The following is an 11,549-nucleotide window of genomic DNA, read 5'->3' as shown; positions in this document are numbered from 1 at the left end:
GGCCGTCAAGCCGCCCGCCCCCGCGGAAGGAGGTCCTCAGGAGGTGACTTGGTGGCGCCCGGCGCCAACTACGAGGCCCTGCGCTCCTCTTCACGCACCCGGTCCGCGACCTGCTGCGGCATCGGCTCGTGCCGCGCGTACCGGCGGCTGAACCCCGCCGTGCCGTGCGCCATCGACCGCAGGTCGATCGCGTACCGGCCGATCTCGATCTCCGGCACCTCGGCCCGGATCAGGGTGCGCCCGCCGGGTGTCTGCTCGGTGCCGAGCACCCGGCCGCGCCGCCCCGACAGGTCGCTCATCACGGCGCCCACGAAGTCGTCACCGACCAGCACCGACACCTCGGCCACCGGCTCCAGCAGATGGATCTTCGCGTCGGCCGCGGCCTCCCGCAGCGCGAGCGCGCCCGCCGTCTGGAAGGCGGCGTCGGAGGAGTCCACCGAATGCGCCTTGCCGTCCAGGAGGGTCACCCGTACGTCGATGAGCGGGTACCCGGCCACCACTCCCCTGGCCGCCTGGGCCCGCACGCCCTTCTCCACCGACGGGATGAACTGCCGGGGCACCGCGCCGCCCACGACCTTGTCGACGAACTCGATGCCGGACCCGCCGGGCAGCGGCTCGACCTCGATCTCGCAGATCGCGAACTGCCCGTGCCCGCCGGACTGCTTGACGTGCCTGCCCCGTCCGGCCGACTTGTTCGCGAACGTCTCGCGCAGGGACACCCGGTGGGGCACGACGTCGACCTGGACGCCGTACCGGCTGCGCAGCCGCTCCAGGGCGACGTCGGCGTGCGCCTCGCCCAGGCACCACAGGACCACCTGGTGGGTGTCCTGGTTCTGCTCCAGCCGCATCGTCGGGTCCTCGGCCACCAGCCGGGCCAAGCCCTGGGACAGCTTGTCCTCGTCCGGTTTGCTGTGCGCCTGGATGGCCAGCGGCAGCAGCGGGTCGGGCATCTGCCACGGCTCCATGACCAGCGGGTCGTCCTTGGCGGACAGGGTGTCGCCGGTCTCGGCGCGGCTCAGCTTCGCCACGCAGGCCAGGTCGCCGGCGATGACGTGCGGCACCGGACGCTGCTGTTTGCCGAACGGCGTGGACAGGGCGCCGATCCGCTCGTCGACGTCGTGGTCCTCGTGCCCTCGGTCGGCCAGCCCGTGCCCGGAGACGTGGACCGTCTGGTCGGCGCGCAGGGTGCCGGAGAACAGGCGGATCAGCGACAGCCGGCCCACGTACGGATCCGAGGAGGTCTTCACGACCTCCGCGACCAGCGGAGCGTCCGGGTCGCAGGGCTTGAGCTCGCGCGGCTTGCCGTCGATGGTCGTGACCCGCACCGTCTCGTGCTCCAGCGGCGTCGGGAAGCCCCGCGTGATCAGCTCGAGCAGCTCCAGGGTGCCGAGCCCCTGCCGGGCGCCCTCACCCGCGGGGGCGGCGGCCAGGACGGGGAAGAAGACCCCGCGCGCGACGGCCCGCTCCAGGTCCTCGATGAGCGTCTTGACGTCGACCGGCTCCCCGCCGAGGTAGCGGTCCATGAGGGTCTCGTCCTCGCTCTCCGCGATGATCCCCTCGATGAGCCGGTTGCGGGCCTCCTCGATCAGCGGCAGCTGGTCCTCGCCCGGCTCGGACTCCTTGCGCTCGCCGGTCGAGTAGTCGAACAGCTGCTGCGACAGCAGCCCGATCAGCCCGGTCACGGGCGCGTGCCCGTCGGGCGCCTGGGGGCCGTGCAGGGGCAGGTAGAGCGGCAGGACCGCGTCCGGGTCGTCCGCGCCGAAGGCCTCCGCGCAGTTCTGGGTCATCTCCTCGAAGCCGGAACGCGCCGACTCCAGGTGCGTGACGACGATGGCCCGGGGCATGCCCACGGCCGCGCACTCCTCCCACACCGTGCGGGTCGAGCCGTCCACGCCGTCCGAGGCCGAGACGACGAAGAGGGCCGCGTCCGCCGCGCGCAGACCGGCCCTGAGTTCACCGACGAAGTCGGCGTATCCGGGGGTGTCGAGAAGGTTGACCTTGATGCCGTCCCACTCGACGGGCACCAGGGAGAGCTGTACCGAGCGCTGCTGCCGGTGCTCGATGTCGTCGTAGTCGGAGACGGTGCCGCCGTCCTCGACGCGGCCCGCCCGGTTCACCGCCCCCGCCGTGAGCGCGAGGGCTTCCACCAAGGTGGTCTTGCCCGATCCGGAGTGGCCGACCAGCACCACATTCCGTACGGACTGAGGGTGGTCGGCCGCTTGTGCCCTGCCGGCGGCCCCAGGGTGTGTCTGTGCCTTGTCGCCCATGATCCTGCCTCCCGTGCACGGTGAGGTCACTGTGGGCGCGGACACGCGGGATCCTCCCCCAGACTCCGTCCGGGGGCACCCCCAGCGGTGGCGGCTCCGGCGACGCCCGCGGTCATTCGACCTTCCCACTCCCGTCACGGTGCGTCCATACGAACGACGTGGCCGCACCGCCCACCAGCGGCTCGCGGGTTCCCCCGAAAGGGGTGCGGGTGCCCGCCCCTCACCCGCACGCGCGCGTGACTACGATGGGCCAGCCGGTGGCCAGCAGGGGCCATGCGGCGACACCGACCCTCGGGAAGGCCATGCTGAACAAGTACGCGCGTGCATTCTTCACGCGTGTCCTCACACCGTTCGCCGCGTTTCTGATCCGCCGGGGCGTCAGCCCGGACACGGTCACGCTCATCGGCACGGCCGGTGTGGTCGCGGGCGCGCTGGTCTTCTACCCCATGGGCGAGTTCTTCTGGGGCACGGTCGTGATCACGCTGTTCGTGTTCTCCGACCTCGTCGACGGCAACATGGCCCGCCAGCTCGGCCGCTCCAGCCGCTGGGGCGCCTTCCTGGACTCCACGCTCGACCGGGTCGCCGACGGCGCGATCTTCGGCGGCTTCATCCTCTGGTACGCCGGCGGGGGCGACGACCTCGTCCTGTGCGCCGTCTCGATCTTCTGCCTGGCCAGCGGCCAGGTGGTGTCGTACACCAAGGCCCGGGGCGAGTCGATCGGCCTGCCGGTCGCGGTCAACGGGCTCGTCGAGCGTGCCGAGCGCCTGGTCATCTCCCTGGTCGCGGCCGGGCTCGCGGGCCTGCACACGTTCGGTGTGCCGGGCATCCAGTACCTGCTGCCCGTCGCCCTGTGGATCGTCGCCGTGGGCAGCCTCGTCACGCTGATCCAGCGGGTCGTCACGGTCCGCCGCGAGTCCGCGGAGGCCGAGGCAGCCGAGGAGGCGGCGGCCGCGCAGGACAATGAGGGCAAGCAGCACAACGCCTCCCACGGGAGCGAGGCGGCCACGTGAGCGCACAGGACCGGTTGACGGACGCGCTGTACGGCCTGGGCTGGAGCACCGTCAAGAAGCTCCCCGAGCCCGTCGCCGTACGGCTCGGGCGCACCATCGCCGACCTGGCCTGGAAGCAGCGCGGCAAGGGCGTCCAGCGCCTGGAGAGCAACTACGCGCGCGTGGTGCCCGGCGCGAGCCCGGAGCGCCTCGCCGAGCTGTCGCGTGCCGGCATGCGCTCCTACCTGCGCTACTGGATGGAGTCCTTCCGCCTCCCCGCATGGAACGAGGAGCGCATCAGCAACTGCTTCGAGCCCAAGGGCCTGCACCACCTCACCGAGGGCCTGGCCGCCGGCAAGGGTGTCGTACTCGCCCTGCCGCACCTCGCCAACTGGGACCACGCCGGCGCCTGGGCCACCACGAAGCTCGGCATCCCCTTCACCACGGTCGCCGAGCGTCTGAAGCCCGAGACGCTCTACGACCGGTTCGTCGCCTACCGCGAGAGCCTCGGCATGGAGGTCCTGCCGCACAGCGGCGGCACCGCCTTCGGCACCCTGGCCCGGCGGCTGCGCGACGGCGGTCTGGTCTGCCTGGTCGCCGACCGCGACCTGTCCGCATCGGGCGTCGAGGTGGACTTCTTCGGCGACACGGCCCGCATGCCGGCCGGACCGGCCCTGCTCGCCCAGCAGACGGGCGCACTGCTGCTGCCCGTCACCCTCTGGTACGACGACGCGCCCATGATGCGGGGCCGCATCCACCCGCCCGTAGCGGTGCCCGGGTCAGGCACGCGCGCCGAGAAGACGTCCGTCATGACACAGGCGCTGGCCGACGTCTTCGCCACGGGGATCGCCGACCATCCGGAGGACTGGCACATGCTGCAGCGCTTGTGGCTCGCGGACCTCGACCCCGAGAAGGGGCGCCCGTGAGAATCGGCATCGTCTGCCCGTACTCCTGGGACGTACCGGGCGGCGTCCAGTTCCACATCCGCGACCTCGCCGAGTACTTCCTCCGCCTCGGCCACGAGGTGTCCGTCCTGGCCCCGGCCGACGACGACACCCCGCTGCCGCCGTACGTCGTCTCGGCCGGGCGCGCCGTGCCGGTGCCGTACAACGGGTCGGTCGCCCGGCTGAACTTCGGATTCCTCAGCGCCGCCCGGGTGCGCCGCTGGCTGCACGACGGCGCGTTCGACGTCATCCACATCCACGAGCCGACCTCGCCCTCGCTGGGCCTGCTGACCTGCTGGGCGGCCCAGGGGCCGATCGTGGCCACGTTCCACACCTCCAACCCCCGCTCCCGCGCGATGATCGCCGCGTACTCGATCCTCCAGGCCGCCCTGGAGAAGATCAGCGCCCGGATCGCGGTGAGCGAGTACGCCCGCCGCACGCTGGTGGAGCACCTCGGCGGCGACGCGGTCGTGATCCCGAACGGCGTCGACGTCGACTTCTTCGCGGAGGCCGAAGCCAAGGCCGAGTGGCAGGGCGACACGATCGGCTTCATAGGGCGCATCGACGAGCCCCGCAAGGGACTCCCGGTGCTGATGAGGGCCCTGCCGAAGATCATCGCCGCGCGCCCCGGGACCCGGCTGCTGGTCGCCGGGCGCGGCGACCAGGAGGAGGCCGTCGAGTCCCTGCCGGCCGAGCTGCGCTCCCGCGTCGAGTTCCTCGGCATGGTCAGCGACGAGGACAAGGCCCGCTTCCTGCGCAGCGTCGACCTGTACGTCGCGCCCAACACCGGCGGTGAGAGCTTCGGCATCATCCTCGTCGAGGCCATGTCCGCCGGAGCTCCCGTCCTCGCCTCCGACCTGGACGCCTTCGCCCAGGTTCTGGACCGGGGAGCGGCCGGCGAACTGTTCCCCAACGAGGACGCCGACGCCCTGGCCGACGCGGCCGTACGGCTCATGGCGGACCCGGAACGACGGGCGGAGCTGCGCGCGCGGGGGAGTGCCCACGTACGGCGCTTCGACTGGTCGACCGTGGGCGCGGACATCCTGTCCGTCTACGAGACGGTGACGGCCGGGGCGGCGGCGGTGGCCGAGGACGAGCGGACGACCGGGCTGTGGGGGCGGCTGGGGTTCGCCCGGGACTGACGCCGGGAGGCGGACCGCTGCTGACCGCACGGCGGAACCGCTGCCCCAGGGCAGGGCGGGGTGAACGGACGGCCCTGCCGTGCCGCTAGCCTTGCCGCCCGTGACCACCACTCTCATCTGGATCGCCGTCGCCCTGGTCGCGATCGGGCTCTACCTGAGCTGGACCGCCGGCCGGCTCGACCGTCTCCACGCCCGGATCGACGCCGCCCGGGCCGCCCTGGACGCGCAGTTGCTGCGCCGGGCCTCGGTGGCGCAGGAGCTGGCGACGTCGGGAGTCCTGGACCCGGCCGCCTCGATCGTGCTGTACGAGGCCGCGCACGCCGCCCGGCAGGCCGAGGAGGAGCAGCGGGAGGTCGCCGAGAGCGACCTGAGCCAGGCGCTGCGGGCCGTGTTCGGGGAGGCCCCTCAGGTGGAGGCGGTGCGGGAGGCGCCCGGCGGGGAGGAAGCGGCCCGGGAACTCACCGAGGCGGTCCGCAGGGTGCCGATGGCCCGGCGCTTCCACAACGACGCCGTACGGGCGGCCCGGGCCCTGCGCCGGCACCGCAAGGTGCGCTGGTTCCGCCTGGCCGGTCATGCGCCCTTCCCGCTGGCCTTCGAAATGGACGACGAGCCTCCGGCGGCTCTGGTGGACCGGGCCGCCTGAGCCCCGTCCACGTGCTGTTTCCCGGCCGACGGCCGCAAAAGGATCCACGGCGTTCCCATTGGCCCTTGCTGTGGCCTGGTTCTCTCACGTTTCCTCAGTGCTGCAGAAACCCTCTTTCCCCTCAGCGAGGTCACCCGTGTCCGAAAACCAGACTCCCGAAACCGGCACCGCCCGTGTGAAGCGCGGCATGGCCGAGCAGCTCAAGGGCGGCGTCATCATGGACGTCGTCACTCCGGAGCAGGCGAAGATCGCCGAGGACGCGGGAGCCGTCGCCGTCATGGCCCTGGAGCGGGTTCCGGCCGACATCCGCAAGGACGGCGGCGTGGCCCGTATGTCCGACCCGGACATGATCGAGGGCATCATCGAAGCCGTCTCCATCCCGGTCATGGCCAAGTCCCGCATCGGCCACTTCGTAGAGGCCCAGGTCCTGCAGTCCCTCGGCGTCGACTACATCGACGAGTCCGAGGTCCTCACCCCGGCCGACGAGGTCAACCACTCCGACAAGTGGGCCTTCACCACGCCGTTCGTCTGCGGCGCCACCAACCTGGGCGAGGCCCTGCGCCGCATCGCCGAGGGCGCCGCGATGATCCGCTCCAAGGGCGAGGCCGGCACCGGCAACGTCGTCGAGGCCGTCCGCCACCTGCGTCAGATCAAGAACGAGATCGCCCGCCTGCGCGGCTACGACAACAACGAGCTGTACGCCGCCGCCAAGGAGCTGCGCGCCCCGTACGAGCTGGTCAAGGAAGTCTCCGAGCTCGGCAAGCTCCCCGTGGTGCTGTTCTCCGCCGGCGGTGTCGCCACCCCGGCCGACGCGGCCCTGATGCGCCAGCTCGGCGCCGAGGGCGTCTTCGTCGGCTCCGGCATCTTCAAGTCCGGCGACCCGGCCAAGCGCGCCGCCGCCATCGTGAAGGCCACCACCTTCTACGACGACCCGAAGATCGTCGCCGACGCGTCCCGCAACCTCGGCGAGGCCATGGTCGGCATCAACTGCGACACCCTTCCCGAGGCCGAGCGCTACGCCAACCGCGGCTGGTAAGGCACAGGCACTCATGAGCGACACCCCCGTCATAGGAGTCCTGGCCCTCCAGGGCGACGTACGGGAGCACCTCGTCGCCCTGGCCGCGGCTGATGCCGTGGCCAGGCCGGTGCGGCGCCCCGAAGAACTCGCCGAGGTCGACGGCCTCGTCCTCCCCGGCGGTGAGTCCACCACCATCTCCAAGCTGGCCGTCCTGTTCGGCCTGATGGAGCCCCTCCGCGCACGCGTGCGGGACGGCATGCCCGTCTACGGCACCTGCGCCGGCATGATCATGCTCGCCGACAAGATCCTCGACCCGCGCTCGGGCCAGGAGACCATCGGCGGTATCGACATGATCGTGCGCCGCAACGCCTTCGGACGGCAGAACGAGTCGTTCGAAGCGGCCGTCGCCGTCCAGGGCGTCGAGGGCGACCCGGTGGAGGGCGTCTTCATCCGCGCTCCGTGGGTGGAGTCCGTCGGTGCCCGGGCCGAGGTGCTCGCCGAGCACGACGGCCACATCGTCGCGGTCCGCCAGGGCGCCGCGCTGGCCACGTCGTTCCACCCGGAACTGACCGGCGACCACCGCGTCCACGCCCTGTTCGTCGACATGGTGCGGGAGAACCCGGCAGCCGAGTCCTTGTAGGATTCCTGCGTTCGTTGCTGAGATGGGTTACGCGAAGGAGACAGGCAGATGTCCGGCCACTCTAAATGGGCCACGACGAAGCACAAGAAGGCCGTCATCGATGCCAAGCGCGGCAAGCTCTTCGCGAAGCTGATCAAGAACATCGAGGTCGCGGCGCGGATGGGCGGCGCCGACATCGAGGGCAACCCGACGCTCTACGACGCCATCCAGAAGGCGAAGAAGTCGTCGGTCCCCAACAAGAACATCGACTCGGCGGTCAAGCGCGGCGCGGGCCTCGAGGCCGGCGGCGCCGACTACGAGACGATCATGTACGAGGGCTACGGCCCGAACGGTGTCGCGGTGCTCATCGAGTGCCTCACCGACAACCGCAACCGCGCCGCCTCCGAGGTCCGCGTCGCCATGACCCGCAACGGCGGCTCCATGGCCGACCCGGGCTCGGTGTCGTACCTGTTCAACCGCAAGGGCGTCGTGATCGTCCCCAAGGGCGAGCTGACCGAGGACGATGTGCTGACCGCCGTGCTCGACGCGGGCGCCGAGGAGGTCAACGACCTCGGCGAGAGCTTCGAGGTCCTCAGCGAGGCCACCGACCTGGTCGCGGTCCGCACCGCCCTCCAGGACGCCGGCATCGACTACGACTCCGCCGACGCCAACTTCGTCCCGACCATGCAGGTCGAGCTGGACGAGGAGGGCGCCAAGAAGATCTTCAAGCTGATCGACGCGCTGGAGGACAGCGACGACGTGCAGAACGTCTTCGCCAACTTCGACGTCAGCGACGAGGTCATGGAGAAGGTCGACGCGTAACGCCGCCGCGGGCTCCGCGGGACCAACGGGCCGACGGGACACACCCCGTCGGCCCGTCGCGTTGTCGGTGGCACCCGATAGCCTGCACAAACTGGGGGTACCGCCCAGCGTAGCTGGGGGAGATCGAAAGGGAGGGCGCGCGTGCGCGTTCTGGGGGTGGACCCGGGACTGACCCGGTGTGGTGTCGGCGTGGTCGAGGGCGTCGCCGGTCGGCCGCTCACCATGATCGGCGTCGGCGTCGTCCGCACGCCGGCTGACGCCGACCTCGGTCACCGCCTGGTCGCCGTCGAGCAGGGCATCGAGCAGTGGCTCGACGAGCACCGGCCGGAATGCGTCGCCGTCGAGCGCGTCTTCAGCCAGCACAACGTCCGTACGGTGATGGGCACGGCCCAGGCCAGCGCCGTCGCCATGCTCTGCGCCGCCCGCCGCGGCATCCCCGTCGCGCTGCACACCCCGAGCGAGGTCAAGGCGGCCGTCACCGGCAGCGGCCGGGCCGACAAGGCACAGGTGGGCGCCATGGTCACCCGTCTGCTCCGGCTCAGCGCGCCGCCCAAGCCCGCCGACGCGGCCGACGCCCTCGCCCTGGCCATCTGCCACATCTGGCGCGCCCCCGCGCAGAACCGACTCCAGCAGGCCGTCGCCCTGCACACATCGAAAGGCCGGACGGCATGATCGCCTTCGTCAGCGGCACGGTCGCCGCGCTCGCCCCCGACGCCGCGGTCGTCGAGGTCGGCGGCGTCGGCATGGCCGTCCAGTGCACGCCGAACACGCTGTCCACGCTCCGCATGGGCCGGCCCGCCAAGCTGCACACCTCCCTCGTCGTCCGTGAGGACTCGCTCACCCTGTACGGCTTCGCCGACGACGACGAGCGGCAGGTCTTCGAGCTGCTCCAGACGGCCAGCGGCGTCGGACCACGGCTGGCCCAGGCCATGCTCGCCGTGCACAGCCCGGACGCCCTGCGGCGGGCCGTCGCGACCGCCGACGAGAAGGCCCTCACCGCCGTCCCGGGCATCGGCAAGAAGGGTGCGCAGAAGCTGCTGCTGGAGCTGAAGGACCGGCTCGGCGCGCCGGTCGGCGCACCCGCCGTCGGCGCGCCGGTCAGCGCCGGCTGGCGCGACCAGCTGCACGCGGCCCTGATCGGCCTCGGGTACGCGACCCGGGAGGCCGACGAGGCGGTGACCGCCGTGGCCCCGCAGGCCGAGGCCGCCGAGGGCACACCGCAGGTGGGGCAGTTGCTGAAGGCGGCCCTGCAGACGCTGAACCGCGCCCGATAGTCCGTACCGAGATTCCGAGGCACACTCCATGAACTGGGACGACACGACCGACGCCGAGGCCGCCGAAGGGCTCGCCGGTCCCGACGCGGAGCGGCTGGTGGACTCCGTCGCCGACCGTGAGGACCAGGCCGTCGAGGCCGCCCTGCGCCCCAGGGACCTGGACGAGTTCATCGGTCAGGAGAAGGTCCGTGAGCAGCTCGACCTCGTGCTGCGCGCCGCCCGCGCGCGGGGCGCGACGGCCGACCACGTGCTGCTCTCCGGCGCCCCCGGCCTCGGCAAGACCACCCTGTCGATGATCATCGCGGCCGAGATGGGCGCCCCGATCCGCATCACCTCGGGCCCCGCCATCCAGCACGCCGGCGACCTCGCCGCGATCCTCTCCTCCCTCCAGGAGGGCGAGGTCCTCTTCCTGGACGAGATCCACCGCATGTCCCGGCCCGCCGAGGAGATGCTGTACATGGCGATGGAGGACTTCCGCGTCGACGTCATCGTCGGCAAGGGCCCCGGAGCCACGGCCATCCCGCTGGAGCTGCCCCCCTTCACCCTGGTCGGCGCCACCACCCGGGCCGGCCTGCTGCCGCCCCCGCTGCGTGACCGCTTCGGCTTCACCGCGCACATGGAGTTCTACGAACCGGCCGAACTGGAGCGGGTCATCCACCGCTCGGCCGGCCTCCTGGAGGTGGTGGTCGAGCCGGAGGGCGCCGCCGAGATCGCCGGCCGCTCCCGCGGCACGCCCCGGATCGCCAACCGCCTGCTGCGCCGCGTCCGCGACTACGCGCAGGTCAAGGCCGACGGCCTGATCACCAGGGACATCGCCGCGGCGGCCCTCGCCGTGTACGAGGTGGACGCGCGTGGCCTGGACCGCCTCGACCGGGGTGTGCTGGAGGCCCTGATCAAGCTGTTCGGCGGCGGTCCGGTCGGCCTCTCCACACTCGCTGTCGCGGTCGGGGAGGAACGTGAGACCGTGGAGGAGGTCGCCGAGCCCTTCCTCGTGAGGGAGGGCCTGCTGGCCCGCACCCCCCGCGGCCGGGTCGCCACCCCCGCCGCATGGGCGCATCTCGGCCTCACCCCGCCACGCTCCCAGACCGCCGGAAACGGACAACAGGACCTGTTCGGGGCGTGACGGCGCTGTCACGCCTCCGGGGCGGCCAGGTCAGTGGCCCGAGCAGGAACCCCGGTGCCATGCTGAGCGTTGTTCCATGCGCGCGGACTCGCTTAGACTCCGCCGATGCCGCCTTTGTCGGCGGCGCACACACCCCCAACCATCTGGCCGCTCACAGCGCGGTCGTGTGAAGGAAGTACCGACCCGTGAGTCTCCTGACCCTCCTCCCGTTCATCGTGCTCATCGGGGCCATGTTCCTGATGACCCGATCGGCCAAGAAGAAGCAGCAGCAGGCCGCCGACATGCGGAACCAGATGCAGCCCGGCAGCGGTATCCGCACCATCGGGGGCATGTACGCCACGGTCAAGGAAGTCAACGAGGACACCGTCCTCGTCGACGCCGGACCCGGCGTCGATCTCCTCTTCGCCAAGAACGCCATCGGCGCCGTCCTCACCGACGACGAGTACAACCGCATCGTCCACGGCATCGAGCACGACCTGAAGTCCGATGCCGACATCGTCCCGGACGACGCCTCCTCCCTCACCGAGACCGACGCCTCCGCCGCAGACGCCCCCGCTGACGACAAGGCCGTCGACCTCGGCAAGAAGGACGCGGCCGATGAGCCGGCAGCCGACGAGGCCGCCGAGGCGAAGACGGACGCAGAGCCGAAGAAGACCGACGGCGACTCCGAGGCGAAGTAGTCGTGTCCCGGGGTGCGCGGGCCCGGCC

The 11,549-nt window shown here is 71.7% G+C and carries 12 protein-coding genes; 11 read left to right on the top strand and 1 reads right to left on the bottom strand.

Going from position 1 to position 11,549, the window contains the following annotated elements; all coding sequences use genetic code 11:
- Window positions 1-68: 68 nt before the first annotated feature.
- A complete protein-coding gene (locus ACFU3E_RS37510) occupies window positions 69-2,267 on the bottom strand; it encodes an elongation factor G-like protein EF-G2 (RefSeq protein WP_384169017.1) in 2,199 nt (732 codons plus the stop codon).
- 245 nt (window positions 2,268-2,512) lie between these two features.
- On the opposite strand from ACFU3E_RS37510, the gene pgsA reads away from it, so the two are divergent.
- From pgsA to yajC, 11 genes are all read left to right on the top strand, one after another.
- Window positions 2,513-3,277 (top strand): phosphatidylinositol phosphate synthase, encoded by a 765-nt coding sequence (pgsA, locus tag ACFU3E_RS37505; protein WP_384169020.1) that lies wholly within the window; start codon window positions 2,513-2,515, stop codon window positions 3,275-3,277.
- Window positions 3,274-4,182 (top strand): phosphatidylinositol mannoside acyltransferase, encoded by a 909-nt coding sequence (locus ACFU3E_RS37500; RefSeq protein ID WP_384169014.1) that lies wholly within the window; start codon window positions 3,274-3,276, stop codon window positions 4,180-4,182. Before pgsA ends, ACFU3E_RS37500 begins: the two co-directional genes overlap by 4 nt.
- Entirely contained in the window at window positions 4,179-5,342 is a 1,164-nt protein-coding gene (locus ACFU3E_RS37495) for a glycosyltransferase family 4 protein (RefSeq protein ID WP_384169011.1), read from the top strand. Before ACFU3E_RS37500 ends, ACFU3E_RS37495 begins: the two co-directional genes overlap by 4 nt.
- 100 nt (window positions 5,343-5,442) lie before the next feature.
- Entirely contained in the window at window positions 5,443-5,985 is a 543-nt protein-coding gene (locus ACFU3E_RS37490) for a hypothetical protein (RefSeq protein ID WP_384169008.1), read from the top strand.
- A gap of 136 nt (window positions 5,986-6,121) precedes the next feature.
- A complete protein-coding gene (gene pdxS, locus ACFU3E_RS37485) occupies window positions 6,122-7,021 on the top strand; it encodes a pyridoxal 5'-phosphate synthase lyase subunit PdxS (protein ID WP_384169005.1) in 900 nt (299 codons plus the stop codon).
- Between the two features lie 13 nt (window positions 7,022-7,034).
- Complete coding sequence (gene pdxT / locus ACFU3E_RS37480; protein WP_384169002.1) at window positions 7,035-7,643, top strand: pyridoxal 5'-phosphate synthase glutaminase subunit PdxT; 609 nt, start codon at window positions 7,035-7,037, stop codon at window positions 7,641-7,643.
- A gap of 48 nt (window positions 7,644-7,691) precedes the next feature.
- Window positions 7,692-8,444: a YebC/PmpR family DNA-binding transcriptional regulator gene (locus tag ACFU3E_RS37475; protein ID WP_384168999.1), complete on the top strand. Its 753-nt coding sequence runs from the start codon at window positions 7,692-7,694 to the stop codon at window positions 8,442-8,444.
- Between the two features lie 141 nt (window positions 8,445-8,585).
- Window positions 8,586-9,116, top strand: a complete 531-nt coding sequence (gene ruvC, locus ACFU3E_RS37470) for a crossover junction endodeoxyribonuclease RuvC (protein ID WP_384168996.1) — start codon at window positions 8,586-8,588, stop codon at window positions 9,114-9,116.
- Window positions 9,113-9,718 (top strand): Holliday junction branch migration protein RuvA, encoded by a 606-nt coding sequence (ruvA, locus tag ACFU3E_RS37465; RefSeq protein ID WP_384168993.1) that lies wholly within the window; start codon window positions 9,113-9,115, stop codon window positions 9,716-9,718. Before ruvC ends, ruvA begins: the two co-directional genes overlap by 4 nt.
- 28 nt (window positions 9,719-9,746) lie before the next feature.
- Window positions 9,747-10,841 (top strand): Holliday junction branch migration DNA helicase RuvB, encoded by a 1,095-nt coding sequence (gene ruvB / locus ACFU3E_RS37460; RefSeq protein ID WP_384168990.1) that lies wholly within the window; start codon window positions 9,747-9,749, stop codon window positions 10,839-10,841.
- A 185-nt stretch (window positions 10,842-11,026) separates the two neighbouring features.
- Window positions 11,027-11,521, top strand: coding sequence for a preprotein translocase subunit YajC (yajC, locus tag ACFU3E_RS37455; RefSeq protein WP_384168987.1), 495 nt, complete (start codon window positions 11,027-11,029; stop codon window positions 11,519-11,521).
- Window positions 11,522-11,549 lie beyond the last annotated feature (28 nt).

The organism is Streptomyces sp. NPDC057424, from assembly GCF_042803315.1.
Classification (GTDB): Bacteria; Actinomycetota; Actinomycetes; order Streptomycetales; family Streptomycetaceae; genus Streptomyces.
This window is presented reverse-complemented; position numbering and strand designations above follow the sequence as displayed.

Coding starts and splice junctions, on each gene's coding strand:
- pdxT (WP_384169002.1), top strand. CDS start 7,035: ATGAGCGACACCCCCGTCATAGGAGTCCTGGCCCTCCAGGGCGACGTA.
- pgsA (WP_384169020.1), top strand. CDS start 2,513: ATGGGCCAGCCGGTGGCCAGCAGGGGCCATGCGGCGACACCGACCCTC.
- ACFU3E_RS37510 (WP_384169017.1), bottom strand. CDS start 2,267: ATGGGCGACAAGGCACAGACACACCCTGGGGCCGCCGGCAGGGCACAA.
- ACFU3E_RS37475 (WP_384168999.1), top strand. CDS start 7,692: ATGTCCGGCCACTCTAAATGGGCCACGACGAAGCACAAGAAGGCCGTC.
- ruvA (WP_384168993.1), top strand. CDS start 9,113: ATGATCGCCTTCGTCAGCGGCACGGTCGCCGCGCTCGCCCCCGACGCC.
- ruvB (WP_384168990.1), top strand. CDS start 9,747: ATGAACTGGGACGACACGACCGACGCCGAGGCCGCCGAAGGGCTCGCC.